At 69.5% G+C, this 25,667-nt stretch carries 26 protein-coding genes; 21 read left to right on the top strand and 5 right to left on the bottom strand.

Annotated features, from left to right (window positions below; translation table 11 throughout):
- Positions 1-42 precede the first annotated feature (42 nt).
- Genes ACFY9V_RS24045 through ACFY9V_RS24035 form a run of 3 tightly spaced genes read right to left on the bottom strand, consistent with a single transcriptional unit; the run spans position 43 to position 2,248 of the window.
- Positions 43-696, bottom strand: a complete 654-nt coding sequence (locus ACFY9V_RS24045; RefSeq protein WP_391162854.1) for a DJ-1/PfpI/YhbO family deglycase/protease — start codon at positions 694-696, stop codon at positions 43-45.
- Positions 697-735: 39 nt separating this feature from the next.
- Entirely contained in the window at positions 736-1,776 is a 1,041-nt protein-coding gene (locus ACFY9V_RS24040) for a phosphotriesterase (protein ID WP_391162853.1), read from the bottom strand.
- A gap of 34 nt (positions 1,777-1,810) precedes the next feature.
- On the bottom strand, positions 1,811-2,248 hold the full coding sequence (locus tag ACFY9V_RS24035; protein WP_391162851.1) for a DJ-1/PfpI family protein: 438 nt from the start codon (positions 2,246-2,248) through the stop codon (positions 1,811-1,813).
- A gap of 178 nt (positions 2,249-2,426) precedes the next feature.
- Between ACFY9V_RS24035 and ACFY9V_RS24030 the strand changes: the two genes are divergently transcribed.
- From ACFY9V_RS24030 to ACFY9V_RS24010, 5 genes are all read left to right on the top strand, one after another.
- Complete coding sequence (locus ACFY9V_RS24030) at positions 2,427-3,182, top strand: FCD domain-containing protein (protein ID WP_391048182.1); 756 nt, start codon at positions 2,427-2,429, stop codon at positions 3,180-3,182.
- Positions 3,183-3,541: 359 nt separating this feature from the next.
- Complete coding sequence (otnK, locus tag ACFY9V_RS24025; protein ID WP_391162850.1) at positions 3,542-4,858, top strand: 3-oxo-tetronate kinase; 1,317 nt, start codon at positions 3,542-3,544, stop codon at positions 4,856-4,858.
- Positions 4,855-5,487 (top strand): class II aldolase/adducin family protein, encoded by a 633-nt coding sequence (locus ACFY9V_RS24020; protein ID WP_391162849.1) that lies wholly within the window; start codon positions 4,855-4,857, stop codon positions 5,485-5,487. Before otnK ends, ACFY9V_RS24020 begins: the two co-directional genes overlap by 4 nt.
- A 3-nt stretch (positions 5,488-5,490) precedes the next feature.
- Positions 5,491-6,162 (top strand): aspartate/glutamate racemase family protein, encoded by a 672-nt coding sequence (locus ACFY9V_RS24015; protein WP_391162848.1) that lies wholly within the window; start codon positions 5,491-5,493, stop codon positions 6,160-6,162.
- Positions 6,159-7,424 (top strand): amidohydrolase family protein, encoded by a 1,266-nt coding sequence (locus tag ACFY9V_RS24010; RefSeq protein ID WP_391162846.1) that lies wholly within the window; start codon positions 6,159-6,161, stop codon positions 7,422-7,424. Before ACFY9V_RS24015 ends, ACFY9V_RS24010 begins: the two co-directional genes overlap by 4 nt.
- 100 nt (positions 7,425-7,524) lie before the next feature.
- Here the strand turns inward: ACFY9V_RS24010 and ACFY9V_RS24005 are convergent, their stop codons facing one another.
- Positions 7,525-8,373 (bottom strand): cupin domain-containing protein, encoded by an 849-nt coding sequence (locus tag ACFY9V_RS24005; RefSeq protein WP_355335383.1) that lies wholly within the window; start codon positions 8,371-8,373, stop codon positions 7,525-7,527.
- A gap of 293 nt (positions 8,374-8,666) precedes the next feature.
- Here ACFY9V_RS24005 and ACFY9V_RS24000 point away from each other — a divergent pair, with 293 nt between their 5' ends.
- The 8 genes from ACFY9V_RS24000 (at position 8,667) to ACFY9V_RS23965 (ending at position 17,727) form a co-directional block, all read left to right on the top strand.
- Positions 8,667-9,791 carry a C45 family autoproteolytic acyltransferase/hydolase gene (locus ACFY9V_RS24000; protein ID WP_391162844.1) on the top strand — a complete coding sequence of 375 codons (1,125 nt, stop codon included), beginning with the start codon at positions 8,667-8,669 and terminating at the stop codon, positions 9,789-9,791.
- Positions 9,792-9,944: 153 nt separating this feature from the next.
- Positions 9,945-11,165: an extracellular solute-binding protein gene (locus ACFY9V_RS23995; protein ID WP_355335377.1), complete on the top strand. Its 1,221-nt coding sequence runs from the start codon at positions 9,945-9,947 to the stop codon at positions 11,163-11,165.
- A 94-nt stretch (positions 11,166-11,259) separates the two neighbouring features.
- Complete coding sequence (locus ACFY9V_RS23990) at positions 11,260-12,324, top strand: ATP-binding cassette domain-containing protein (protein ID WP_391162842.1); 1,065 nt, start codon at positions 11,260-11,262, stop codon at positions 12,322-12,324.
- Positions 12,321-13,262 (top strand): ABC transporter permease, encoded by a 942-nt coding sequence (locus tag ACFY9V_RS23985; protein ID WP_355335372.1) that lies wholly within the window; start codon positions 12,321-12,323, stop codon positions 13,260-13,262. The genes ACFY9V_RS23990 and ACFY9V_RS23985 overlap by 4 nt, the downstream gene beginning before the upstream one ends.
- 41 nt (positions 13,263-13,303) lie before the next feature.
- The gene (locus ACFY9V_RS23980; RefSeq protein WP_391048170.1) at positions 13,304-14,134 is read left to right on the top strand and encodes an ABC transporter permease subunit; all 831 of its coding nucleotides are present in this window, start codon (positions 13,304-13,306) and stop codon (positions 14,132-14,134) included.
- A gap of 111 nt (positions 14,135-14,245) precedes the next feature.
- A complete protein-coding gene (locus ACFY9V_RS23975) occupies positions 14,246-14,989 on the top strand; it encodes an SDR family oxidoreductase (RefSeq protein ID WP_355335370.1) in 744 nt (247 codons plus the stop codon).
- Between the two features lie 73 nt (positions 14,990-15,062).
- The gene (locus ACFY9V_RS23970) at positions 15,063-16,022 is read left to right on the top strand and encodes a fumarylacetoacetate hydrolase family protein (protein ID WP_391162839.1); all 960 of its coding nucleotides are present in this window, start codon (positions 15,063-15,065) and stop codon (positions 16,020-16,022) included.
- A 241-nt stretch (positions 16,023-16,263) separates the two neighbouring features.
- Positions 16,264-17,727, top strand: a complete 1,464-nt coding sequence (locus ACFY9V_RS23965) for a DHA2 family efflux MFS transporter permease subunit (RefSeq protein ID WP_391162838.1) — start codon at positions 16,264-16,266, stop codon at positions 17,725-17,727.
- A 63-nt stretch (positions 17,728-17,790) separates the two neighbouring features.
- On the opposite strand, the gene ACFY9V_RS23960 is transcribed toward ACFY9V_RS23965, so the two are convergent.
- A complete protein-coding gene (locus ACFY9V_RS23960) occupies positions 17,791-18,417 on the bottom strand; it encodes a TetR family transcriptional regulator (RefSeq protein WP_391162837.1) in 627 nt (208 codons plus the stop codon).
- Between the two features lie 110 nt (positions 18,418-18,527).
- Between ACFY9V_RS23960 and ACFY9V_RS23955 the strand changes: the two genes are divergently transcribed.
- The 8 genes from ACFY9V_RS23955 to hcaB all read left to right on the top strand — a co-directional run bounded on the left by ACFY9V_RS23955 (position 18,528) and on the right by hcaB (position 25,628).
- Positions 18,528-19,328: an IclR family transcriptional regulator gene (locus tag ACFY9V_RS23955; RefSeq protein WP_355335360.1), complete on the top strand. Its 801-nt coding sequence runs from the start codon at positions 18,528-18,530 to the stop codon at positions 19,326-19,328.
- A 152-nt stretch (positions 19,329-19,480) separates the two neighbouring features.
- Entirely contained in the window at positions 19,481-20,371 is an 891-nt protein-coding gene (locus ACFY9V_RS23950) for a VOC family protein (RefSeq protein ID WP_391048161.1), read from the top strand.
- A gap of 28 nt (positions 20,372-20,399) precedes the next feature.
- Positions 20,400-21,758 (top strand): Rieske 2Fe-2S domain-containing protein, encoded by a 1,359-nt coding sequence (locus ACFY9V_RS23945; protein WP_391162835.1) that lies wholly within the window; start codon positions 20,400-20,402, stop codon positions 21,756-21,758.
- Positions 21,759-21,773: 15 nt separating this feature from the next.
- Positions 21,774-22,337, top strand: a complete 564-nt coding sequence (locus ACFY9V_RS23940; RefSeq protein WP_391162834.1) for a 3-phenylpropionate/cinnamic acid dioxygenase subunit beta — start codon at positions 21,774-21,776, stop codon at positions 22,335-22,337.
- A gap of 48 nt (positions 22,338-22,385) precedes the next feature.
- Positions 22,386-22,700 carry a bifunctional 3-phenylpropionate/cinnamic acid dioxygenase ferredoxin subunit gene (locus ACFY9V_RS23935; protein WP_355335349.1) on the top strand — a complete coding sequence of 105 codons (315 nt, stop codon included), beginning with the start codon at positions 22,386-22,388 and terminating at the stop codon, positions 22,698-22,700.
- On the top strand, positions 22,697-23,962 hold the full coding sequence (locus ACFY9V_RS23930) for an FAD-dependent oxidoreductase (protein ID WP_391162833.1): 1,266 nt from the start codon (positions 22,697-22,699) through the stop codon (positions 23,960-23,962). Before ACFY9V_RS23935 ends, ACFY9V_RS23930 begins: the two co-directional genes overlap by 4 nt.
- Positions 23,959-24,816, top strand: coding sequence for an alpha/beta hydrolase (locus ACFY9V_RS23925; RefSeq protein WP_355335344.1), 858 nt, complete (start codon positions 23,959-23,961; stop codon positions 24,814-24,816). The genes ACFY9V_RS23930 and ACFY9V_RS23925 overlap by 4 nt, the downstream gene beginning before the upstream one ends.
- Positions 24,816-25,628, top strand: a complete 813-nt coding sequence (gene hcaB, locus ACFY9V_RS23920; protein ID WP_391162832.1) for a 3-(cis-5,6-dihydroxycyclohexa-1,3-dien-1-yl)propanoate dehydrogenase — start codon at positions 24,816-24,818, stop codon at positions 25,626-25,628. Before ACFY9V_RS23925 ends, hcaB begins: the two co-directional genes overlap by 1 nt.
- The last annotated feature ends 39 nt before the right edge of the window (positions 25,629-25,667 follow it).

Genomic DNA, 25,667 nt, shown 5'->3' with positions numbered 1-25,667 from the left:
CGCCGGACCGATCGGCCCGGTCACCGGACATGTGCGAGCGTGCTAACCCACCGCGTAGGCGCGGTAGTTCGCGGAGCCGGGGCCCGCGGCGCGGTTCTTCAAGGTGGCGGACCGCTGATAGGTCGCGGACGAGTGGGGGGCCGAGACGGGCGGCCGGTCGGGGGTGAGCTGCTCCGCGGCCCCGAGCGCCGTGATGATCGTGGAGACGAACACCGGCAGGTCGTCCGGCAGCGGTGACGTGATGAGATTCCCGTCGACCACGATCGGCTCGACGACGTAGTCGGCCCCGGCGTGGATCAGGTCGTCACGGATCGGCGCGACCGAGGTGACGCGGCGGCCCGAGACGATTTCGGCGGAGGCGAGCAGCCATCCCGCGTGGCAGATCGCCGCGACGATCCTTCCCTGCCGGTCCACTTCACGGACGAGCGCGACGATGTTCTTGTCGCGTCGCAGGTATTCGGGCGAGAACCCGCCGGGGACGACGAGCGCGTCGATGTCCTCGGCCACCAGGTCCGCGACGTTGACCTCGGCTCGGGCCGGATAGCCGATCTTGCTCGCGTAGACCGCGTCCGTGGCAGGTCCCGCGATGACGACCTGGGCACCCGCCTCGCGGAGCCGGAGCACCGGGTACCACAACTCGAGTTCCTGGTAGAGGTTCTCGACAAGGACGACGACTCGGGCGTCTTGAATTCTCATGTGCTTCCCTCTTGGGCGACGGATCGATTGCGGGGCGGCTCAGACGTCGATCGCGAAGATCCGCCGCGGGTTGTGAATCATGAGCGCGTCGAGCTGCTCGTCAGTGACGCCCTTGGACTTCAGGCGCGGGACGAAGCTGGTGAACATGTAGCCGAGGTCGACCTTCTCGTTGAGCAACTGGGGGTCGGACTCGGTCACCCCGGCGCGCGGATTGAAGAACCAGCGGTCGAACGAGATGACCACGTTGTCCAGGTATCCCTCGTCGATGAGCGTCACCAGGGCGTTCGCCATGGCTTCGTCCAGTTCCTCGGCGCTGCCGACGCGCCAGGGGATGCCGACGTGGTCGAGCTGGACGTTGGCGCCCATGGCGAGGATCTCGCGCATCATCTCGACCTGCGGGGGGACGAAGGCGTGGCCGATGATGACCTTCGCCAGGTCCATGCCCTCCTCCGCGAGGATCTCCAGTTGCTCGCGGCCGGGGTTGGTCACCTCGAAGTCCATGGGGTCGATGTGGGTGTTGATGGCGCAGCCCACCTGCGTCGCCGCCCGCGCCGCGGCGCGGATCACCCGGTCCTCCACCTCGTGGATGTGCCGACCGTGCGGGCCGAGCGGGCTCGGCTTCGGCGTGACGCTCTCCTGGCCGGTCGCGATCTTGATGGCACCGGCCCGGTAGGGGGTCTGCTGCCAGGCGAAGACCATTCCCTCGGTGAGGTCCTTGACGAAGAACTCGGTCAGCTCCTCGACGGTCTGGCGCCGCCAGTAGTACGGCACACCCATCCGCTCGGGGAAGAAGCCCGTGATGGCGACGACGTTCATGCCCGTCTGCTTGGCCACGTCGACCATGAACTGCGGGTGGCGGCCTACCTCGGGCGGGGTCATGTCGACGATGGTCCCGTAGCCGTAGCCGTCCATCCCGCGCTGGACCTGGCCCGCGACGAAGTCGACCGCGGCGCTGTAGTCCAGCACGGTGCGGTGGTCCAGCTCCGCTCCGGGGTAGCCGTAGAGCAGGTGCTCGTGGCTGAGGATCTTGCCCGAGTTCTCCGCGGGCACGTCACCGAGGACTGTTCGTAGAATCTTCAACGTTTCTGCCTCCTGCTCTCGAATGCGGTCGTCGTCACTTCTGGGACCAGCGGCTGAACAGCTCCCGGTACAGCTCGGGCATGCCGTCGGCGTCCGGCGCGGTCAGCCAGTTCGGGCTGGTGAAGCCGGGGCCCAGCAGTGAACGCACGAGGTCGGTGCCGGTTCCGCTGGAGACCAGGTGGCCGTGCCGGACGGAGAAGTCGCCGATCAGGGCGCGCTGACCGGCCGAGGCGACCGGTACCGCGCCCACGCCGCCCGGCACCACCAGGGCGTCGATGGTCAGCCCCGCCAGGTGTTCGACGGTCGAGGTCGGGACGACGGGGTAGCCGAGGTGGCTCTCGCAACCCTCCGGGTCCGACGTGACCAGGTGCAGGTCGGCGCCGGCCTCCCGCGCGCGGAACACCGGGTACCAGAACTCGACCTCCTGGTACCCGGGGAACGACAAGACGACGACTGTCCGGGACTGGGGCATACGACTTTCCTTCGGGTTGCACACGGCAAATGAACCTGGCTGGTTGTCTTACAGGTTGAGTATGCGGGATATGTTCAAGGTTCCGCAAGGTTTGTGACCCGAGGTGGGGGAGTGTCCGCGGAGTATCCGGCGGGCTGGTGATTGCGCTCGACCCCCTGACTGGCGCAGACTAGGGTCCGTGGAAGAGCAGCCAGACAGTCTGTCAATACCGGTCCGGGAGCGGCAGTCGCGCAAGCTCGTGGCGATGAAGCGGGTGGCACGGCACAGCGCTGTCGATGTCGTACGCAATCAGCTCGTCGAGCTCATCGAGCGCGGCGAGATTCCCGTGGGGGACTGGCTGCCCTCAGAGGCGGAGATGTCGCGCGCGTTCGGGGTCAGCCGGCCCGCCCTGCGCGAAGCCCTGGGCAGCCTGCGGGCGTTCGGCTACATCGAGTCCCAGACCGGCCGGGGTTCGATGGTGGTCTCCAACCGGGCTTCCAGCTCACTGACGTTGAGCCAGTACTCCTCGACCGATCTCAACGAGGTGCGCCGCCACCTGGAGGTGCCGACGGCCAAGCTGGCCGCGACCCGCCGGTCCGAGGAGGAACTCGCGGTCATCGTGGAGGCCTGCGAGGCGTACGCGGTGGAGGCGGACCCGGAGATCAGGGTCCGGCTGGACAGCGAACTGCACATCGGGATCGCGTCCGCGACGGGCAACCCCCTCTTCCCTCGGCTGATCAAGGACATCCGGTCGATCCTCGAGGAGCAGTCGCTGGCGCTCTCCGTGTCCGCCGAGCGCTGGCGGCACTCGACGGAGGAGCACTTCGCCATCTGCCGGGCGATCCGCGACCGCGACCCGGACCGCGCCTCCGAGGCGATGGTCGCCCACCTGCGCGCCGTCGAGGACGCGGTCAGCATGCTGCAACGACCGGAAACTCCGCTGTCGTCGAACTGAGGTGACCGCGGCGCCACGAGAGTGGCGTCGTCGCGGTCGTGAGGGCCGGAACGCCCCGAAGGGGCGTACGGTCGGCTCGCACTCCACGTCCTAGCTGTCTGACAGGTCAGCCCGGACGTCGTCACGGGACCCGGCTCGCCGTCTGTCGCCGAGCCGAGCCGCGCCGCGCGTTGGTGTGCGCCGCCGCGCCGCCCTCCGGTATGCGTCCCATGCCCCATGCCCCATGCCCCGTGTGCCCGTTACCCCGTGTCCGGGTACGCGTCGGCGCGCGCACCGCCGCGACCTGTGACGCGCCTGCTCACCGCCGCGTCGCCGTGCTACATTTCAACCTGTCAGACTGCCTGACCTTTGGGGGAAATGTGGGTGACTCGGAAGTGATCGGGATCATCGCGGACGACATCACCGGCGGGTCGGACGTGGCCGCGGCGCTCAGCGCGGCGGGCAGACGGACGGTCCAGGTGGTGGGCGTGCCCGGCCCCGACCTCGAACTGCCGCCGCATGACGCCGTCGTCGTCTCGCTCAAAACACGCAGCGTGCCGCCGGAAGAAGCGGTCGCCGAATCGCTGGCGGCACTGCGCCGGCTGCGGGACCTCGGGGCGCGCCGGATCGGCTTCAAGATCTGCTCGACGTTCGACTCCACGCCTCGCGGCAACATCGGACCCGTCGGACTCGCCCTCGCGGACGCGCTGGACAGCGGGATCACGCTGGTCTGCCCGGCCGCACCGGCCAACGGCAGGACCGTCTACCAGGGAAACCTGTTCGTCCACGACCTGCCGCTGGCGGAGTCCTCGCTGGCCCGGCACCCCCTCAATCCGATGACCGACTCCAACCTCGTACGGCTGCTGACCGCCCAGACCACCGCCGCGGTCGGTCTCGTGGATCACTCCCTCGTACGGTCCGGCGCCCCGGCCGTACGCGCCCGGCTGGCGGACCTGCGCGCGGCCGGTGTGCGTTTCGCGGTCGCGGACGCGATCTGCCGTGACGACCTGCTCGTCCTCGCGGACGCCATCGGTGACGCGGCCTTCTGGATCGGAGCGAACGGTCTGCACGCGGCGGCCGGGGCGGCGGCTCAGGACAGCGCGACCTCGCACAGCGCGGTCCCGGCCGACGGGGTCGGCCCCGGCCCCGGCGACTTCGCGGACACCATCGCGGGACCCACCTTCATCGTCGCGGGCAGCTGCTCGGACGCCACTCGCGGCCAGATCGCCGCCTTCCGCGAGAGCGGCCCGGCCATCGCCCTCGACCTCGCACGGGTACGGGACGACGCGGGGTACGCGGCCGAAGTCGTCGCGCGTGCGCTGACCTTGCTGTCGGACTCGCCTGCGGTGCTGGTCCACAGCGCGGCGGACGCCCGCCAGCCGACCGAAGAAGCCGAGGCCGAAGCCGGGGCCGGAACCGGGGCCGGCTCGACCGACCTGGGCTCCGCCATCGAGACCTTCCTCGCCGAACTGGCCGCCGGAGCGGTCGACGGCGGGATACGGCGTCTGGTCGTCGCCGGAGGCGAGACCTCCGGCGCGGTGCTGCAACGGCTCGGCGTACGGGCCCTCCAACTGGGCGGCCCCATCGATCCGGGCGTGCCCTGGATGCGTTCGCTCGGCCCGACCGAGCTGGCACTCGCGTTGAAGTCCGGCAACTTCGGCGGACCGGACTTCTTCCTCAAGGCCGTGGCCCGATGACGCCGACAGCCGCGGGCGACCTGGTCGCGTACGCCAAGCTCCTGTCCGACCGCGGGCTCGCGCACGGCCGTACCGGAAACCTGAGCGTGCGCACGGCGGACGGCGTGCTGGTCACCCCGACCGGCTCGGCGCTCGGCTCGCTGACCGAGGACGGCCTCGCGCACGTCGACGAGCGGGGCGCCCGGTTGTCCGGCCCGCCGCCGACCAAGGAACTCCTGCTGCACCTGGCGGTGTACCGCGCCCGCCCCGAACTGCGCGCCGTCGTCCACCTCCATTCCCCCTGCGCCGTCGCGGTCTCGCTGCTGCGGGACACCGATCCGTCCGACGCGATCCCCCCGCTCACCCCCTATTACGTGATGCGGGTCGGCTCCCTCCCGGTCGTGCCGTACTTCCGGCCCGGGGACCCGGCCATGGCCGTGGCGGTCGGCCCGCTGCTCACGCGGTCCCACTGCCTGCTGCTGGCCCACCACGGCACGCTCGCCGGAGGCGGCACGCTCGCCGACGCGGCGGAGGCTGCCGAGGAGATCGAGGCGACCGCCAGATTGTGGCTGGCCGTCCGGTCCCATGACATATCCACTCTGACCAGCGACCAGATCGGTGCCCTGCGTCCGGCCGACCCGAACAGGTGACCCATGTCCGACCGTCCTGTCATCACCATGATCCACACCGTGACCACACTGCCCCCGGTCTTCACCGCCCTGGCCGCCGAGTCGCTCCCTCACGAGATCGAGCTGCGCCACATCGTGGACGACAGCCTCCTCTCGGTGACCCGCGCGGAGGGAGGAGTACGCGCCGGAACCGCCCGGCGCCTGCTCGGGCATGTCTGGTCGGCGGCCGACGCTGGCGCCGACTTCGTACTGGTCACCTGCTCGTCGCTCGGCGAGGCGGTGGAGCTGACCAGGCCCTTCAGCACGGTTCCGGTGCTGCGGATCGACGAGCGGATGGCCGAGGAAGCCGTACGGAGCGGTCCGCGGATCGGGGTGATCGCGACCCTCGGCACGACGCTGGCCCCGACCGCGAATCTGATCCGCCGGGCGGCCGAACAGGCCGATGCGCCGATCGAACTGGTCGAGACGCTGTGCGTGGGCGCCTTCGAGGCGCAGGCGGCCGGCGACCCCGCCGCCCACGACGCGCTGGTCCGTGACGCGCTGGGCGAGCTGATCCCCCGGTGCGACGTCATCGTGCTCGCTCAGGCGTCGATGAGCCGCATCGTCGCGGAACTCGACGAAGCCCCGCGGATTCCCGTACTGGCCAGTCCCCGGTCGGCGCTTGAAGCGCTCGCCGACCGGCTGCGCCAGTCGTGACGGGTACGGCCGAGGACCGGGAGGCGAGCCCGGCCACGCGTATCCGGGCGCGGTGGCTGTACGGGGGAGCGGGCGTCGCGCGACGGGGCGCGGCGATCCTGGTCCGCGGCGACAGGATCGCCGCGGTCGGTCCCGACGCCGATGTTCCGCACACCGGCGGTCCCGAGCTGACGTTCGAGGCGGCGACGGTACTTCCCGGCCTGATCGACGCGCACACCCACCTTCTTCTGCCGTACGGCCGGGATCTGACGCGGGTGGACAGCGGTTCCGCCGCCGCGACGGCCGCCGCGCGCGCCGTCGCCGCCCGTCTGCTGGGCAGGGGCGTCACCACCGTCCGCGATCTCGGCTCACCCGGGACCGACGGCCAGGCCCTGCGGGACGCGATCGGCGCGCGGCCCGCGGACGGTCCCACCGTCGTGGCCGCGGGCCGCCCGATCACCTCACCCGACGGCCACTTCCGCTCGTTCGGCATCACCGTCGAGGGGGCCGCCGAGGCGGCCGGGGCGGTGCGGCTGCTGCACGACGAGGGAGCCGACCTCGTCAAGATCGCGGTGACCGGCGGTTCGCTGACCCCGGGTACCGATATGAGCAGGGCGTATCTGGGGCGGTCCGAGATGGCCGCGATCGTGGCCGCCGCGCACGCCCGCGACATGCGGGTCGCCGCCCACGCGCACGGCACCGAGGGGATCGAGATCGCGCTCGCCGCCGGGGTCGACACGATCGAGCACTGCACCTGGCTCGATGCCCGCGGCCGGATTCAGGCGCCGCCACCTGAGCTGCTGCGCGCCCTGTGCGACCGGAAGCAGTCGGTCGTTCTCGCCGGTCCGATCGAGCCGGCGATCGCCGATCTGCTGGACACGCCAGTGCCGTCCGGCGCGGATTCACCGATGGCGCCCGGCCTGGAGCGGCGGCTGCGGATCTGGCGGAACGGACGGACGCTCGCCCGCGCGGGCGTGCCGGTGGCCCTGGGATCGGACTCGATCTACGGGCAGTTCCCCGACTGCCGCGACCTGACGGTCAGGGCGCGCGCGATGGTCGCGTTCGCCGGATGGCGACCGGCGGAGGCGCTGGCGGCGCTGACCTCCGGAGGCGCCCATGCCCTCGGCCGCGCCGGTGAGGTGGGCACGATCGCGCCCGGCGCGTACGCCGACCTCCTGGTTGTCGCGGGAAACCCGACCGAGTCGATCGGCGACCTCGACCGGGTCGTCGCGGTGTTCAAGCGGGGCCGCCGGGTGGCGCGGGACGCCCCCGTGAACGGCTGACGTTTCTCTCCGCCCAAGAACACGGACGGCGACCGCCGCCTACCCGAGGGTAGTCGGCGGTCGCTCATGTCCTGCCGCTGCGCCGGCGGTCGGCCTGGGGTCAGCCGGTGGCCGGCAGGTAGTCCGGGGCGACGCAGAACACCGCGCGGGCCCCCTTGGCCGCCACGTTGTAGAACGAGTGCGGCGTACCTTCCGGGATCTGGCACGAGTCGCGCGGGCCGAGCTCGAAGAAGACGCGCGTCTCCGGGAACTCGACATGGACGGTGCCTTCTTCGACGAAGAACAGCTTGTCGCCCTGGTGGGTGAACACGTCGCTGCGCTGGCCCGGCAGGAAGCGCTGCTTCCCGATGGTCACGTGCTCCGTGCTCAGCATGATGCCGGTGAGCAGCTCCCGGCCGCGCTTGTGCCCCTCCAGGCGCCACAGGATGTCCTCGTCCCTGGCCGCCCACATGGTCTTCGCGGCGTCGGCCTCGGCACGCGCCATCGGCCAGCGGCCGATGTACTCGTCCTGCTTGTGCTTGTAGGTGGTGATGTTCTCGTGGGTCTGCGCGTACGGCTGGCCCGTGCCGGTCTTGGGCGAGGGGTGGAAGAACTCCACGAACCGCAGCTCGGTGTCGCTGTAGTTCCACTGGTGGTGCCAGGTGTCCTTGCGGAACCAGGCCGCGTCGCCCGCCTCGATGACGAGGACTTCACCAGTGGTCGGGTTCGACTGGACCATCGTCCCGTCGAGAACGTAGAAGAACTCGTCGGATCCGAAGATCGACCGGTTCTCGTCCGAGTGGATGACGGCACCGCCGACCGGGATGGCCACGATGTTGACGCTCATCTTCTCGTCGCTCGCCAGGAACCAGTCCGGCAGCTTCCCTGACTCGTCGTCGCCCCACACCAGTCGCAGTGCGTCCCGGTAGGGCACGAGGCGAGGCTGTTTGCCTTGGTCGGTCTCTGTCATGTCACTTCTTTCTGCTTGCGGCGGTTCCGTGCGAACTGCCGGCGAACCCAGAACACGTCGTGCGCGGAGGCACCACGTGACCGCGCCTCGCGTCCTGCCTGGCTGTCAGACAGCAGTGTCATAGTGCCATGGGCTGAGCTTGGCTTGCAATCACCTTGCGGTCACGGTTCGTCCGATTGGGCCCCGGTGGAAGTCCAGGTGAATCAAGTGCGACCTGGCTCTTGACAGGCCCGGCGGACGGACTCATCGTTACCTGCCAGGCAGCCAGACGACTTTTGAAATGTCAGAGAGACGTGGACTCGGTGAACTACGAACCCGGACATATTGCCGCATTTCGCACGATCTGTGTGGAGGGCGACCCGCGGAGACGCGGGGAGTCATACGGCCGCGCCGCCGCACCGGAGATCAAAGAGTCAATCCACCGCTACACCAGGGTCTTCCGGCACATGGTCGGCTGGGACTGGCAGCAGGTGCGGAAGTTCGCCCTGCGGTACGAACGGCCGATCGGCGACTTCTCTCCCGCCATCGGTGAGGAGATCGCGGGCATCGCCGCAGGTGCGGGGGTCGAGTTGAGCGACATCCTCGCGCTCAACGCGCGGAGCGAGATCATGTTCGCCGCCGCCCCGGCCCGCGCCCGTTCGATGCCGGCGGAGTGCACGTCCTTCGCGCTCATGCCGGAACGCACGGGCCAGGGCATCGTCACCGGGCAGAACTGGGACTGGCTGACCCACGCGCGACGGACCACGGTCGTCCTCGACGTCCGGCGGACCGACGCGCCCAACTTCGTGACCGTCGTCGAGGCCGGGCAGTTGGCCAAGGTCGGACTGAACTCGGCCGGCGTCGCCCTGTGCACCAACACCCTGATCGGCGACGTCCGCACCGACGGAGCCGGCGTCCCGTACCACATCCTGCTGCGGTCGGTCCTCGACGCCGGATCGGGGGCGGAGAGCGCGGAGCGGATAGCGACCGCCGACCGGGCGATGTCCGCGAACTACCTGATCAGCGACGGCACCGGCTTCTGCCAGAACCTGGAGACGCCCGCCAGCGACGGGGCGCCGGAGCGGATCATCCCGCGCGACGGGGTGTTGACGCACACCAACCACTTCCTGTCCGCCGGGCTCACCACGACGGACGACTACGCCAGGCGGAAGCCGCACACGCTCGACCGGCACCGCAACATCGAACTGCGCCTGCGCGACCCTCGCGTACGCACGATCCACGAGGTCAAGGAGGCCCTGTCCGACCACCACGACTGGCCCGGCAGCATCTGCCAGCACCCCGATCCCTCGATCGCGATCGAGGAACGGACCTGCACCATCGCCGGATTCATCATCGAACCCGACCGCGGCGTCATTCAGTACGGCGCCGGCAACCCCTGCTCGACCCATTGGCGGCAGCGCACCGTCTCAGGTGCATAACGTCCGTCGCCGCACTGGTGCGATGTAAGGCTGTCAGACATAGCGTAGAGGCGGAGAAGGTTGGACGTAACCGCCCTAAACGACCTATAGGCACGGCCGTCGAGTATTCCGGCCACCACATCAACGACCGAAGTACCGACCCAGGAGGTCACGTTGAGACGTTCTTCCCGGTGGCGAGTCGCCCTCGCCGGACTCACCGTCATCAGTGTCATCGGCGTCGCGGGATGCGGCAGCCCAGGTTCCAAGAGTGTCGAAGAGACCCCGGCCGCCGCGGACGGCAAGTTCCCCGCGGCCCCCAAGAAGCCCGTCACGCTCACGATCATGGACTCGGCCGGCGGACTGTCCGTCGCCAAGCCGCTGATCGAGGAGTTCGGGAAGAAGCACCCCGAACTGGTCAGCAAGATCAACTACACCACGACGACCTCGCCGGAGATGCCCGGCAAGCTCAAGGCCCAGCAGAACGCCGGCCGGGTAGGTGTGGACATCGTCCTGCTGGGGCCGGACAGCCTCGCCGCGGGCGTGAGTCAGAACCTGTTCACCAAGATCTGGCCCGAGTACAAGGACGGCCTGCCCGATCTGGAGAACACCTACCTCGACAACGCGAAGAAGCTCTGGAAGAACGCGCACGGCCAGGCGCTGATCTACGACACCGGCACGTTCGGCCCGCTGCTCGAGTACCTGCCGGACAAGCTGTCCGACCCGCCGAAGACCGCGCAGGAACTGCTGGAGTGGGCGAAGCGGAATCCCGGCAAGTTCCAGTACGCGTCCGTCGCCAACTCCGGACCGGGCTCGGCGTTCCTCCAGGGCCTGCCGTACCAGCTCGGCGACTCCGACCCGAGAGACCCGGAGAAGGGCTGGGACAAGACCTGGGCCTACCTCAAGGAGCTCGGCAAGTACATCGACAACTACCCGGCCAAAACCAGCGAAACCTACGCCAACCTCACCAATGGAACAGTGAAGCTGGTACCGTCCACCTTCGGATGGCACGTCCAGCCCCGTGCGGACAACCTGATTCCCGAGTCCGCCACCTTCACGGTCCTGGAGAACACGAAGTTCATCCTGTCCGGCGGATCGGTGGCCATCCCGAAGGGCGTCTCGGCCGACCACCTCGCGGTGTCGCTGCGGCTGCTCGGATTCATGCTCCAGCCCGAGCAGCAGGCCATGACCTTCGACCACGGTTACGTCTATCCGGGCCCGGCGATCAAGGACGTCACGGTCGACATGGCACCGCCGGAGATGGCCGAACTCAACAAGAAGTACGGCGTCGCCGACTACGACGACTACATCGCCAAGTATCCGGGCGCGGACCCGCTGCCCGCGGACGTCCTCGTCGCCGCGTACGACAAATGGAACCGAATCATTGGTGGTAAGTGACGTGAGAGCAACCCAGCGACGCGGTGAGTTCAGCGAGCTTCGGCTCGAAGGTCTGACCTGTGTCTACAACGGGAGCGTGGTCGCACTGGACTCCATGACTGCGACGATCAAGGCCGGAGAGTTCACCGCGCTGCTGGGTCCTTCTGGCTGTGGAAAATCCACCCTCCTCGGCTGTCTGGCCGGACATGTCACGGCCACCGAGGGCCGGCTCTGGGTGGACGACGAGCGGATCGACCAGCGGCCCGCGGAGAAGCGCGGCTTCGGCATGGTGTTCCAGAACTACGCGCTCTTTCCGCACCTGTCCGTCGCCAAGAACGTCGCGTTCGGACTCGAAGTACGCCGCATGCCCAAGCCTGAGGTGCGCGAGCGGGTGAAGTGGGCGCTGGACCTGGTCCAACTCCCCGACTACGCCGACAATCTGCCCGGCCGCCTCTCCGGCGGCCAGCAGCAGCGGGTCGCCATCGCGCGGGCCCTCGCACCGCGCCCGTCGATCATGCTGATGGACGAGCCGCTGTCCAACCTCGACGCCAAGCTCCGCTTCGAAATGCGCTCCGAGATCCGGCAACTCCACGACGAGCTGGGGCTGACCACCGTCTACGTCACGCACGACCAGGAGGAAGCCCTCTCGATCGCCGACCGGATCATCGTCCTGCGCAAGGGAAAGACCGTGCAGGACGGTACGCCCCAGCAGATCTACAGCGAACCGGAGGCGGATTACGTCGCCGACTTCGTCGGCTACCGCAACCGGCTCCAGGCGCACGTGGTCGGGGGGACCGGCCGCGAACCCGTCGTCGAGGGGCACGGCATCACGCTGCGCGCCACGTCGAGCACCGACCTGCGGCCCGGACAGTCCGTGACCGTGCGGATCCGGCCGGAGGAGGTGAGCGTCACGGATTCCGCCTCCGCGGTGAACACGTTCGAGGCGGTGGCGCGCTCCACGCAGTACCACGGCCGCGACTTCACCGTGCAGGCCGAACTGCCGGACGGCGCGACCCTGTCCGTACGGACACCGGTGCGGCCCGAAACGGGCACGGTGCTCAAGCTGTCGATCCCGGTGGCGAGCGTCCGGGCCTTCGCCGCGGGAGAGCCCTCCACCGCCCCGGCGGAGGGCTCCGACGACGGCGAGTCCACGGCTCTCGAACCGAGCGCGCTGTCATGACGGCGACCGTGGACACCACACCGGCCCGCGCCGACCGGGCGCCGGGAGGCCCGCCCGACTCGGGCGACCGCCGACGGGCGTGGCTGCGACGTCACGGACTCCACTGGGGGCTGTTGGCCATGCTGCCCGCGGTGGCGCTGATCGGGGTGCTGTTCCTCTACCCGATCGCCTACGGCATCGGCCTGTCGGTGACCCCCGACAAGGGCGGGACCTTCAGCAGCTACCAGCGGTTCTTCGAGGATCCGTATCTCCGCGAGACGATCTGGAAGACCCTGCGGATCGCGGTGGTCGTCGCCGTGATCAACACGGTGGCGGCGATGATCTTCGCCTACCCGCTGCGCGGGGCCGGACGGCGGAAGAAGTACCTCTCGACGGCCTTCCTGATCCCGATGACCCTCGGCAACGTGCTCGTCTCCAACGGGATGATCGCCTACATGTCCCCGCGGGGCTGGCTCAACCGGACCCTGATGAAGATCGGGGTGATCGACGAGCCCCTGATGCTGCTGCACAACTACACCGCCGTCGTGATCTCGATGGTCATCACGGGTCTGCCGCTGGCGTTCCTGCTGACCATGAGCCATCTCGCGTCCATCGACACCCTCTACGAGCGGGCCGCCGCGTCACTCGGCGCGGACCGGTGGACCCGGTTCCGGCGGATCCTGCTCCCTTTGTGGGCCCCGGGTGTGACCGTGGTCCTCTGTCTGACCTTCGTCCTGGGGTTCTCCGTGTTCGCCAGCGCGACCCTCGTGGGTGATCCCGCCGGCTCCACCCACGTCATCTCGGTCGAGGCCTACTTCCAGGCGTACCGGACCCTGGACTACTCGATGTCCATGGCGATGGTGGTCATCTCCGCCCTGGTCCAGATCCTCATCGTGGGCGCGATCCTGCTCCTGCGTTCCCGCCTGTACACGGGCCCGAGTTCCGGTCAGAAAGGGTGATCGCGGTGTCCGAGTCGTCTCCTACCGCACTGCGGAGCCGGATGCATCGCACCTGGGCCGGTGTCCTGCCCCGGTGGTTCTACCGCCTGCTGGTCGCCGTCTTCCTCGTCAACATCGCCGGGCTCGTCGCCTCCGTGACGGTCAGCTCCTTCGGCCGCCAGTGGTTCACCGGGTGGCTCCCGAAGGGGTACACGACGGACTACTACCGGTCGTCGTGGAACGAGTACGACCTCTCCCACGTCATGGTGATCACGGTCACCGTCGCGGTGGTCGTGGCCGCGCTCGCCGTGATCATCGGCGCTCCGGCGGCGTATGTGCTGGCAAGGGGGAACTTCCCGGGCAAGAAGCTGCTGATCCTGGCCTTCCTGCTGCCGCTGATGCTGCCGCCGGTCACCTACGGTCTGCCGCTGGCGACGCTGCTGTACCGGCTCGGCCTCGGCGGCCATCTGTCCGGGGTGATCGTGGCCAACCTGGTGCCGTCGGTGCCCCTGGTGGTCCTGCTGATGATCCCGTACATCCAGCAGCTCGACACCAACCTGGAACGGGCCGCGCGCTCCTGCGGGGCGAACGGTCTTCAGACGGTCCGGCGGGTGCTCGCGCCGCTGCTGCTGCCCGGAATCCTGGCGTCGGGTCTGCTCACGCTGATCCACACCGCGGGCAGTTTCGAGCTGACCTTCTTCAACTCGGGGCCGGGCAGCGAGACGCTCGTCGTCGCCCTGTACTCCGCCCTGTGGACGCCGGGCTTCCGCCCGCAGCAGTCGATCGACGCGATGTCGGTCATCTACATGCTCACCTGCCTGGTCCTGCTGTTCGTCGCCCTGCGTTTCGTCAGCCCAGGCCAGATAGTGACGCACTCGCGCGAAGACGACTGACGCCCGCGCGAGGACGACCAGCCACAGCCCCTGGTGCCGCGAGCGGCCATGTCTGCCCCGCTCGCGGCACCAGGCCCATCAGCCCGTGCCCGTTCCACCGAGGAGATCACCATGCCCGCCGTCATTGTCGCCGGAGGCGCCACGGGAATCGGACGCGCCTGCGTACGCCGCCTGCGTAACCGTGGTGTCGACGTGTACCTCGCGGACATCAACATGGCGGCCGCCGGTGAACTGGCCGCCGAGGAAGCACCCGGCCGCCTCGTCATCGGCGAACACGACCTGTACGACGTGGACGCCGCCCGGGCCATGGTCGACGCGGCCTGCGCGCGGTTCGGCGGCCTGGACGGACTCCTCATCACCACCGCGCTGCTGCGCGAGGCGCCCGTCGCCCGGTACCCCCTGGAGGACTGGACCGCGACGATGGACCTGAACGTCCGCGCCGCGTTCCTGCTGGCCCAGGCCGCGATCGGGCCGCTGAGCCGGTCCGCCGCGCCGCGGATCGTCTTCACCGGCTCGACCTCCGCGTTCCGGGGCGGCTTCGGGTCCTTCGCGTACGCCGCGTCCAAGGGGGCCCTCGTCAGCATGACGCGGGCGATGGCGGTCGAGTGGGGCGCGCTGAAGGTCTGCGTCAACTGCGTGTGCCCCGGCTGGATCGACACGCCGTTCAACGACGAGCACTGGAAGCACTCCTCCGACCGCGACGCGGCGGTCGGCGAGCTGGAGGCGAAGATCCCGCTCGGCCGCCAGGGTGAGCCCGACGAGGTGGCCGCGATGATCGACTTCCTGCTCTCCCCGGCGGCCGGTTACGTGACCGGTCAGGCGATCGTGGTGGACGGCGGACTGCTGTCGTGGTGAGAGGAACCGAGACCGTGCCGAACGCGGCGGCGCCGCTCCACAGAGAGGCGCTGCCGTGCGGATAGGAACATGCGTGATCGACGGACGGCCCGAGCCGGTCGTGTTCGATCCGGCCGGCCGGGCGGTCCCGGTCGGCGACCTCGTCGGCGGCCCCGGCCTCTACGGCGTGCTGACGCTCATCGAACGCTGGGACGACCTGCGCCCGCGCCTGGCCCGCGCGCTCGGGACGGACCGGTCCCCGGCCGCCACCAGCGTGGCCGAGATCGACCGGCTCGGCGCCTGGCTGCCGCCGGTCCCGCGGCCGGGGAAGATCCTGGGCGTCGGTTTCAACAGCCCGGTGTTCGCCGCGTTCGCGTCGAGCGTCCCCGACCATCCGCCGTTCTTCTCCTCACCCGGTTCCGCGCTGGTCGGACACCGGCAGCCGATCCGGCTGCGACCGTCGTTCGGACTCGTCCATCCCGAGCCGGAGCTGGCCGTGGTGATCGGACGGCAGGGCACGCGGATCGACCCGGCCGAGGCACTGGACCACGTCTTCGGGTACACCCTGATCGACGACGTGTCCGCGCCCGGGTTGCGGGCCGGTGACACGGTGGTGGTACCCGGCTCCATGGCGGGGAAGCTGGACCGGCGGCACAGCGGCCGGCCCCGGGCCGCGTCCGGCTTCGAGCACGGGGACATGAGGGTCACCTACCACCTGCGGGCCAAGGGCACCGACAGCTTCAAGCCGTGCGGACCGTGGATCGTGACCAGGGACGAGATCCCCGACCCCGACCGGCTCGGCATCACCCTGGCGACCGGCGACGACGTACGGATCGAATGCCGGACCGAGCGTCTGATCTATTCGGTGGCGGAAGTCATCGCGCACGCCAGCGACCATCACACCCTGTTCCCCGGCGACATCATCCACGTGGGCACCGACATCACGGGGACGCACACGCTGCGGGAGATCGACTACCAACACCGGATCGGCGCGACGCGAACGATCGAGTGCGAGGCGATCGGCACGCTCGTGAACGAGATCCGCACGGTCTGACCCGGCACCACCGGCCGAGGCCGCACCACCCGGCACCCGTACGTCCTCGGTCGGACCACGGGCAGCCCGGTTCTGTCTGACGGAACGACGCGGCACCGCATCGGGATCGGAGAGCGGACACTCTCCGAAGGCGGTGCGGCCGCGCCTTTTCGGATGACACGCGCCGCGAGAAGTGTGCGGTGCGATCGGAGACTCGTTGAACGACGTCGGCTCTCAAAAGGTGAAGGTCTTCGACCGACGCATGACTCTGGTCGCGACGGTCACGATTCTCGGCTCCCTGATATCCATCTTCGACACGACGATCGTCCAGGTGGCCGTGCCGTCGTTGGTGAGGAGTTTCGACACCTCGCTCGCCACCGTCCAGTGGGTCAGCACGGTCTACCTTCTCGCCCTCGCCACGGTGGTGCCGCTCACCGGCTGGGCCAACGACCGATTCGGCTCCAGACGGGTGTGGATCGCGTCCATGGCCATGTTCCTGTTCGGCTCGCTGCTGTGCGGACTCGCCAACTCGATGGCGCTGCTCATCGTCGCGCGCGCGGTTCAAGGGATCGGCGGCGGGATGCTGCTGCCCACCGGGCAGACGATCCTCGCCAGGGAGGCGGGCCCCGGCCGCCTCGGACGTGTCATGGCCGTGGTGGGGATTCCGTCCATGCTGGGGCCCCTGTTGGGGCCGATCTTCGGCGGACTGATCCTCTCCAGCCTGTCCTGGCGGTGGATCTTCTTCGTCAATCTGCCGCTGGGCGCTCTCGGGATCGGCTTGGCCTGGGCCGTCCTCGACCGCGGCGAACTGGGCGTGCCCCGGAAGCTCGATCTCATCGGACTGGCCCTGCTGCCGCCGGGACTCGCGCTGCTTGTCTACGGCATCTCCGACTTCGGCGATGCCGGGCGCGTGTCCCCGTCCGTCGCGCTCACCGGAGGTCTGGGAATCGCCCTGACCGCCGCGTTCGTCGTGCACGCGCTGCGGGCCGCTCATCCGCTGCTCGACCTGCGGCTGTGGAAGCACGCGGCCCTCAGATCGGCCCAGACCGCGATGTTCCTCTACCTCGCCGGTACCAACGCGGTGCTGTTCCTGGTGCAGCTCTACTACCAGTTCGCGCGGGGGGACAGCGCCATCAAGGCGGGCCTGCTGGTGGCGCCGTCGGCCTTCGGCGCGATGCTGGTGCTGACGACGGCCGGCCGGGTGATGGACAAGCGCGGTCCCCGGGCGGTGATCGTCTTCGGCCTGCTCATGGTGACCGCCGGAGTGCTTCCGCTCACCATGATCGGGCCCGACACCAGCGACGTATGGCTGTCGGTGTGCTGGTTCGTCCGCGGCGTCGGGGTCGGCGCCACGGCCACGCCGCTGACCGCCGCCGGATACGCCGGTTTGCGCGGCCACGAGATCCCCGGCGCGTCGACGCTGATGAGCATCGTGCAGTACGTCGCCGGGGCCATGGGCACCGCTGTCGCGGCGGTTCTGCTCCAACGTCGGCTCAGCGGCTTCACCGGCGGCGGCGGGGTCCAGTCCCTGGCCGCGCTGAGCGACACCGCGCGACAGCGCCTGGCACCCGAACTGGCCGACGCCTTCGGCGGGTTGTTCTGGCTGGCCGTCGCCCTGTCGGTGCTCGCGATCGTCCCGGCCGTGATGCTGCGCACGCGGGCGCCGACCGATGTCGAACGGGACGGGACGGGAGCGTCGAAGACCGCCGACACGCTGACGGGCTGACGCCTGCGGCACGTCGTCGGCCCGGTGCGCGCCGCCGCGGGCCCCCGGCCGTGAAGGCGGCGGTCACGGCCGCGGCGTGAGACCTTCGAGCAGCACATTCAGCGCGTGGTGTGCGTCCAGGGCCCGGGCAGCGGACGCGGACGCGGAGCCGCCGAGCGTGTGGACGGCCAGGGTGATGCCGGTGAGCAGCGCCACGAGCTGGCCGGCGGTGAGGTCGTCGCGGATCGCGCCGAGCTCCTGGGCGGGCCGCAGCAGCAGATCCGCCGCCGACACCAGCAGCGACTGACCCCACTCGGTGTTGGCGACGGGGTCGGTCTCACGGAGCCCCTGCGCGAGCAGTCCGGCGAGGACTCCCTGCGCCTCGACTCCCAGATCGACGAACTGGCGCAGCCAGTTCAGGAGTGCCGCCGTCGGCTCGTCGCGCTGCGCCAACTCCGTTGCCATGGAGGCCAGTCGCGCGACGCGACCGCGGTAGACGCCCTCGAACAGATGCATTCTGCTCGGGAAGTGCCGGTAGAGGGTGGCGGGCGCGACCCCGGCCTCCTTGGCGATCTCGTCGAGGGTGACGTCGGGCCCCTCGCGTTCGATCAGGGTCTGGGCCGCCGCCAGGATGCGATCGACGTTCCGCCGGGAGTCGGCGCGAGGTGCGCGCTTGCGTACCGGTACCGGTGCTGCGGACTCGTCCGGCAATCTCCGCTCCCCACTCTTGCGATGCGACTGCGGGCAGCCTACTGTGACGGCTAAGTGAGAGTTTACTCCCATTTAACGGCTGGTGACCTCGTACCTTGAGGAGGAACCCGATGCCTGCTCCGGAAAGCCCGCGGCGGGTGCACGACGCCGCCGCGGCGGCCGGCGAAGTGCGCGACACATCCGTCGGCAAGGCGCTCGCCGTGCTCGACACCCTGTCCGGTTCGCGGAAGTCGCTGGGCGTCTCGGAGATCGCCGCCCGCACCGGGATGGCCAAGTCGACCGTCCACCGGCTGCTGAGCGCGATGATCGAGCACGGTTATGTGGCCAAGGAAGGCGAGCGGTATCTGCTCGCCGAGCGCGTCTTCGAGCTGGGCAGCCGGGTGCAGGTCGGCGCCGCGAAGGACCTGCGCGAACTGGCCTCTCCCTATCTGGCGGAATTGTTCGCCCTCACCCGGCAGACCATTCATCTCGCCATTCTCAGCGGCGCCGACATCCTGTACATCGACAAAGTCTCCGGACTGGGCGCGCCGAGAATGGACACGCGTATCGGCGGACGCAGGCCCGCTTATGCCACAGGGCTCGGGAAGGCGCTGCTCGCCTTCGCTCCCTCCCTGCATCTGAGGACCGTTCTCGACGGATCCTTCAAGCGGTTCACCGCGTACACCATTCCCGACGCCCAGCGGATGAAGCTCTCACTGCTCCGGGTGCGCGAGACCGGTATCGCGACGGATCACGAGGAGTCGTTCCTCGGCGTGGCCTGCCTGGCGGCGCCGGTCTGGGCCGCTGATCACAGCCGCGCGGTCGCCGCGGTCTCGCTTTCCTGCCCGGTGCTCGGCCGCACCCCCGCCCGCTACAAGTCGGTGCTCGTCGACACCGCGCAGCAGCTCTCGTCCGCGCTGCGTCGCAAGTGACCCGGGGGAGCACGCCGGAACAACTGCTTTCCGTCTGACGGAACAGGATCCTGGCTTCTTTTCGGGCGCTCAATACAGTTATGCGCAGGCCCTTCCCCTGTGTGTTTTCCGAGGGCTTCCGCGTCATCCATTGGGAATCGGAGGAATCGCGCGTGAGTTATGTCAAAGCGCTCGGTTACATCGGCATAGGTGCGCAGGACCTCGACGCGTGGGAGGACTTCGCGGGCGACATTCTGGGCCTGCACGTCACCCGCGGACGGGACGCCGACGACGTCGAAACGCTGTTTCTGCGGATGGACGCCAGGCACCACCGCATCGCGGTACGCGCCGGGGACGACACGCTGTCCTACGTCGGATGGGAGGTGGCGACCGAGGAAGACCTCGACGCCCAGGTGCGGGACCTGGAGAGCGCCGGGGTCGCCGTCACGGAGGATCCGCACCTCGCCGACCTGCGCGGAGTCCGCCGACTGGTGCGGTTCGCCGATCCGGCCGGTTTCCGGTTGGAGCTGTTCTACGGCGCCGTCACCGTGTCCTCCGCGTTCGTCTCGCCGACCGGCGTCCGGTTCGTGACGCGCGACGACAAGGGCAACGACCTCGGGGTCGGCCACATCGTGCTCGTCTCGTCCGTCGTGGACGAGATGGTCGCCTTCTACCGCCACGTCCTCGGTTTCAAGGTGAGCGACTACATCACCTTCAAGCCCCTGGTCCTGACGTTCACCCACGTCAATCCCCGGCACCACTCACTCGCGTTCGGTCCCGCGCCGGACGGCAGGAAGCCCTTCATCGACCACTTCATGCTCGAGGTCGACAGCGTCGACGGAGTCGGCCGCGCACTGGACCGGGTGCGCGCGAAGGAGATCTCCCTCACCGCGACGCTCGGCCGTCACACGAACGACGAAATGCTCTCGTTCTACATGAAGTCGCCGTCCGGGATCGGCGTGGAGTACGGAACCGCCGGCAAATTGATCGACGACGAGACCTGGACGATCACGAATTGGGACGCTGCCCAGTTCTGGGGCCACGACCGCAATCACACCCACTGACGGTGACGTGTACGCCAAGGAGAACACCATGAACGACTCCCCACGCGCGGTGGACCAGCTCGATGACCTGGTCTCGCTCGAAAGAGGCGAGATCGACCGGCGCATCTTCAGCGACCAGGAGATCTTCGATCTGGAGATGACACGGATATTCGGCCGGGCCTGGCTCTTCCTGTGCCACGAGACGCAGATCCCCAAGCGCGGCGACTTCTTCGAGGCCCCGATGGGATCGGACAACGTCCTCGTGGTCCGGCAGCGGGACGGCTCGATCCGCGCCTTCCTCAACACCTGTTCGCACCGCGGTAACGCGGTGTGCCGGGCAGAGGAGGGAAACGTCCGCAATTTCATGTGCACGTACCACGGGTGGACCTTCGGACTGGACGGCGAACTCATCGGCGTGCCCGGCAAGTCCCTCTTCTACAAGGACAAGCTGGACCTGTCCAAGCACCCGCTGCGCAAGGTGGCCCAACTCGACTCCTACCGCGGCTTCGTGTTCGCCACCATGGACGCGGACGCGCCGCCCCTGGAGGAGTACCTCGGCGCGACGGGCCGGCTCGGACTGGACCTGCTCGCCGAGCGCGGCGACATGGAGGCCGTTCCCGGCGTCCAGAAGTTCACCGTCAGGACCAACTGGAAGTTCACCGTCGACAACGTCTTCGACTACTACCACCCGCAGATCACGCACATGTCGGCCTTCGCCGTCGGTCTCATCCCGGCCCCGCCGGACGAGTTCGTCGACGGCGGGGCCAGGACCGAATCCGGCGCCGACCTCGAAGTCCCCTTCCTGCCCAGCGACTTGCACAACGTCGTGATGGTGGGCGAGTACGGGCACGCGATCTCGGGTCCCGACCAGGAGTCGCTGGAGGTGACAGCCGGGGGCCGGGAGCTGTTCGAGTGGCGCTACACACCGCGGACCCAGGCCAAGCTCGGGCGGCACGGAAGCCGGGTGGGCGGCCACCCGCACATCTTCCCGACCGCCTGGGTCACGGCGAACGCGCAGCTCAGCCTGCGGGTGCCGCGCAGCCCCGACGTCACCGAGATCTGGTGGTACTCCTTCCGCGACAAGAACGCCTCGCCGCAGGAGCAGGCCGCCGCGCTGCACGCGCAGATCCACTTCTTCGGGCCCGCAGGAATGCTCGAACAGGAGGACGGCGAGAACTGGGCGCAGTCCACCCTCCAGACCAAGGGCACCAAGAGCCGCGAGATCCCCCAGCTTCTGAAGATGGGTCTCGGCACGTCCGAGGTCGTCAAGGACGACGGCCTCGCCGTCATCGACGCGCCCATCAACGAGCACGCCCAGTTGTGGACCTACCACTCCTGGCGCGAGTGGCTCCGCAACCCCACGTGGGAGGGGCTGCGCAAGAGCACGGCTCCCCACGACCGCTACTAGGCCCAGGAGCCCGCGATGACGACCCACGCCGTACCCGCAGCGCGTGCCGTGCCCGCCGCGCACCCCGTCGACCTCGACACGCTGCTGCGGCAGCACGAGGTGGAGCAGTTCTACTCCTACGAGTCGGCGCTGCTCGACGCCCACCAGTACGAGGAGTGGGTCGGCCTCTTCACCGAGGACACCCACTACTTCATGCCGCTGCGGCGGACGATGACCAGGCGGCAGTTGCACCTGGAGTTCACCAAGCCCGGCGAGATGGCCTACTTCGACGAGGACAAGCAGTTCCTCCGGACGCGGGCCAAGAAGTTCGCCACCGGGACCTCGTGGGCCGAGGACCCGCCGTCCCGTACCCGGCACCTCATCACCAACGTCCGGGTGACCGAGGACAGCGGCGACGAACTCGTGGTGCAGAGCAATTTCCTGCTCTACCGCACCCGGCTCAAGAGCGACACCGACCAGTGGGTCGGCCGGCGCGAGGACACGCTGCGGCGTACGGAGAACGGGCTCGCGATCGCCAAGCGGTTCGTCTACCTCGACCAGACGGTGCTCCAGTCCGGCAACCTCAGCAACTTCTTCTGACCCCGACCCGCCCCGCGCGCCGTCCCGCGCCTACCGAAAGGTGCAGCAATGCCGTGGATCCGTGCCTGTTCCGTCGACGAACTCGACGACGGTGACGCACTCCAGATGCCGACGGTGCCGCCCGTCGCCGTGTTCAGGGCGGACGGCGAATTCTTCGCCCTGAACGACACCTGTACGCACGGCCAGTCCTCGCTGGCCGACGGGTACGTGGACGGCGACCAGGTCGAATGCGCCTGGCACTTCGCGAAGTTCGACCTCAGGACCGGTTCTGTGCTGTCGCCGCCCGCGTCCCTCCCGCTGTGCACCTACCAGGTGAAGCTGGACGGTGACGACGTCATGGTCGAGATACCGGAGCGGAGTTGAGCACGTCGGCCGTCCCCGGCCAGAGCTGCGTCATCGTCGGGGCCAGCGCCGCCGGAGTCTGCGCGGCCGTGGCCCTGCGCGGCCACGGCTACCGGGGCACCGTCACGCTGGTCGACGCGGACCCCAACCTCCCCTACGAACGGCCGCCGTTGTCGAAAGGACTGCTCGACGGGGAGTCGGCCGGTCTCGTGCCCATCCAGCCCCCGTCGGTCTACCAGGACCTCGACATCGCGCTGCGGCTCGGCGAACGCGTCGTCGGCATCGATCCGGCCGCGCTCACCGTACGGCTGAGCGGCGGCGACGTCCTCGGCTGCGGGCGACTGGTGCTGGCGACCGGTGTCGCGGCGCGCCGCCTCACCACGCCCGGCGCCGACGCCGACAACGTCCTGTCGCTCCGGGACGCCGCCGACGCGGTACGGCTCCACGCGCGGCTGGCCCGCGGCGGCCCGCTGGTCATCATCGGCGCGGGCTTCATCGGCCTCGAACTCGCCGCCGTCGCCCGTCGGCGCGGCATCGAGGTGACCGTGGTCGAAGCGCAGCCGTATCCGCTGGCCTCCGTGCTCGGACCGGCCGTGGCGGACCTGATGACGCGGCTGCACCGCGACCACGGGGTGCGGCTGCTGACCGGCGTCACGGTCACGGAATTCCTCGGCTCCCCGGCGGGCGTGGAGGCGGTGCGTCTGTCGGACGGCCAGCGCGTACCGGCCGCCACGGTCGTCGTCGGGATCGGCGTACGCCCGCGGACGGAGCTGGCCCGTACGGCACGTATCGACGTCGACGACTGGGGCATCCCCGTCAACGAGTTCGGCCAGACCAGCCGGGCGTGGATCTACGCGACCGGCGATGTCGCGAGCCAGCCGCACCCGCACCTGACCGCCCGCGGCCGGCTCGAGCACTGGGAGGCGGCGCAGCGGCACGGTGCGGCGGTGGGCAGCACGATCGCCGGCAGCCCGGTGCGGTACACCGCGCCGCCCTACGCGTGGTCGGACCAGTACGACACCACGTTGCAGATCATCGGACGGCCCCGGCGCAGCGACGACTTCGTCCTCCGGGAGGGCGCGGTACCCGACCGGTTCCTCGCCTTCTGGCTGCGCCACGGCCGGATCGCGGCGGCAGCGGGCATGGGCGCCGCCCGCGAGGTCGGCGTGGTGAAGCGGCTCATCGCGGGAAACGTGCCGGTCGACAGCCGACTGCTGTCCGACCCCGGCCTCGACCTGCGCGGAACACTCAAACAGCACCTCGTGAGAAAGAGCGCGCAATGACGACCGTCACCTCAGAGATCACCCACGACTCCACCTACCGGCTGGTCGACACCGCCGACTACCAGATCCAGATCAACGAAGCCGGTGACGGCGATCCCGTGTTCCTGATCCACGGCACCGGGCCCGGCGCCACCGGCTGGTCGAACTTCGAGGCCAACATCCGCGCACTCGCCGCCGACTTCCGGTGCGTCGCCGTCACGATGCCGGGATGGGGCGACTCCAACCCGCAGAGCGTGGCGACCGGACGCGACCAGGGCGCGGCCGTCACGCAGTTGATGGACGCCATGGGCATCGACCGCGCCGCCTTCGTCGGGAACTCCATGGGCGGCGCGATCGGGATGGTCATGGCCACCGAGCACCCCGAGCGGGTCTCGCACCTGGTGACCATGGGCTCGGGCATCTGGGGCGTCAACGTGATGGCGCCGAACGGCATGTCCGAAGGCATCCGGATCATCTTCGACACCTACGAGGACCCCTCACCGGAGAACTTCCAGAAGCTGGTCGAGGTGATGTGCTTCGATCCGGCCCACGCCACCCGCGAGTTGGCCGAGGAACGCTCGCGCACCGCCGTGAGCAGGCCGGAGCACCTGCGCAACTGGCTGGAGGTGATGCGCGCGGGCGTCGGCGCGACCGGCTTCGCGCAGGCGGGGGAGAAGATGGCGCGGTCCGACGTGCCGACGCTGATCATCCACGGCCGGGACGACCGTACGGTGCACTACGAGACCAGCCTGCGCGCGCACGCGGTCATCCCGGACTCCCGGCTGCTGATGTTCGGCCGCTGCGGTCACTGGGCGCAGCTCGAACACGCCACCGAGTTCAACGCCACGGTCAAGCACTTCCTGGAACACCACTGATGGCCGCCGGACAGGGGCGTCTCGCCGGGCTGTCGGTGCTGGTGACCGGTGGCGGCTCGGGACTCGGCCGGGCCGTCGTCGACCGCTTCGTGGCCGAGGGCGCGACGGCCACGGTGCTCGAACGGTCGCCGGAGAAACTGGACAACCTGCGGGAGGCGCACGGCGACCGCGTACGCGGCGTACGAGGTGACGTCACCTCGGGAGAGGACAACACCGCCGCCGTCGAGGCGGCCGTGTCGGCCTTCGGAGGACTCGACACGTTCGTCGGCAACGCGGGCCTGTGGGACTTCGGCCGGGCGGCGCTCGACATGTCGATGGCCGAACTGGAGAACGGCTACGAGGAATTGTTCGGCGTGAACGTCAAGGGCTACCTGCTCGGCGCCCGGGCGGCGGCCCAGGCGCTCGCCGAGCGGCGGGGATCGATGATCTTCACCCTGTCCAACGCCGCCCTGTACCCACGCGGCGGCGGCGTGCTCTACACCGCGTCCAAACACGCCGGAGTCGGACTGGTCGCGCAGTTGGCCTACGAACTCGCGCCGCGCGTGCGGGTGAACGCCGTCGCGCCGGGCGGGATGGCGACCGATCTGCGCGGGCCGCGCGCCATGGCGCTGGGCGACACCTCCATCAGCGACATGCTGCCGACCGGCGACCGGCTCCGTCGGTACTCCGCCCTCGACCTGGCCCCCAGCGCCGAGGACTACGTCGCCCCGTACGTCCTGCTCGCCTCGCGCGAGGAGTCCGCGACCGTGACCGGCGCGGTCCTCGACGTGAGCGCCGTGGGCACCCCGCGCCGCCCCGACCCCGCGCCGTAACGCTGTCCCGCGCGCCGTCCCACCGCTCCCGGCGGTGAC

It is taken from the genome of Streptomyces sp. NPDC008317 (genome assembly GCF_042955955.1).
Taxonomy (GTDB): domain Bacteria; phylum Actinomycetota; class Actinomycetes; order Streptomycetales; family Streptomycetaceae; genus Actinacidiphila.
The sequence above is the reverse complement of the archived record's forward strand: the minus strand, read 5'-3'. Positions and strand labels throughout refer to the sequence as shown.

What these genes read in the sequence shown, in the direction of transcription:
- ACFY9V_RS24045 (WP_391162854.1), bottom strand. Translation starts at nt 696, where the DNA reads ATGAGAATTCAAGACGCCCGAGTCGTCGTCCTTGTCGAGAACCTCTAC.
- ACFY9V_RS24035 (WP_391162851.1), bottom strand. Translation starts at nt 2,248, where the DNA reads ATGCCCCAGTCCCGGACAGTCGTCGTCTTGTCGTTCCCCGGGTACCAG.
- ACFY9V_RS24020 (WP_391162849.1), top strand. Translation starts at nt 4,855, where the DNA reads ATGACGCCGACAGCCGCGGGCGACCTGGTCGCGTACGCCAAGCTCCTG.
- ACFY9V_RS24015 (WP_391162848.1), top strand. Translation starts at nt 5,491, where the DNA reads ATGTCCGACCGTCCTGTCATCACCATGATCCACACCGTGACCACACTG.
- ACFY9V_RS24005 (WP_355335383.1), bottom strand. Translation starts at nt 8,373, where the DNA reads ATGACAGAGACCGACCAAGGCAAACAGCCTCGCCTCGTGCCCTACCGG.
- ACFY9V_RS23990 (WP_391162842.1), top strand. Translation starts at nt 11,260, where the DNA reads ATGACTGCGACGATCAAGGCCGGAGAGTTCACCGCGCTGCTGGGTCCT.
- ACFY9V_RS23985 (WP_355335372.1), top strand. Translation starts at nt 12,321, where the DNA reads ATGACGGCGACCGTGGACACCACACCGGCCCGCGCCGACCGGGCGCCG.
- ACFY9V_RS23980 (WP_391048170.1), top strand. Translation starts at nt 13,304, where the DNA reads ATGCATCGCACCTGGGCCGGTGTCCTGCCCCGGTGGTTCTACCGCCTG.
- ACFY9V_RS23975 (WP_355335370.1), top strand. Translation starts at nt 14,246, where the DNA reads ATGCCCGCCGTCATTGTCGCCGGAGGCGCCACGGGAATCGGACGCGCC.
- ACFY9V_RS23965 (WP_391162838.1), top strand. Translation starts at nt 16,264, where the DNA reads ATGACTCTGGTCGCGACGGTCACGATTCTCGGCTCCCTGATATCCATC.
- ACFY9V_RS23955 (WP_355335360.1), top strand. Translation starts at nt 18,528, where the DNA reads ATGCCTGCTCCGGAAAGCCCGCGGCGGGTGCACGACGCCGCCGCGGCG.
- ACFY9V_RS23945 (WP_391162835.1), top strand. Translation starts at nt 20,400, where the DNA reads ATGAACGACTCCCCACGCGCGGTGGACCAGCTCGATGACCTGGTCTCG.
- ACFY9V_RS23940 (WP_391162834.1), top strand. Translation starts at nt 21,774, where the DNA reads ATGACGACCCACGCCGTACCCGCAGCGCGTGCCGTGCCCGCCGCGCAC.
- ACFY9V_RS23935 (WP_355335349.1), top strand. Translation starts at nt 22,386, where the DNA reads ATGCCGTGGATCCGTGCCTGTTCCGTCGACGAACTCGACGACGGTGAC.
- ACFY9V_RS23925 (WP_355335344.1), top strand. Translation starts at nt 23,959, where the DNA reads ATGACGACCGTCACCTCAGAGATCACCCACGACTCCACCTACCGGCTG.
- hcaB (WP_391162832.1), top strand. Translation starts at nt 24,816, where the DNA reads ATGGCCGCCGGACAGGGGCGTCTCGCCGGGCTGTCGGTGCTGGTGACC.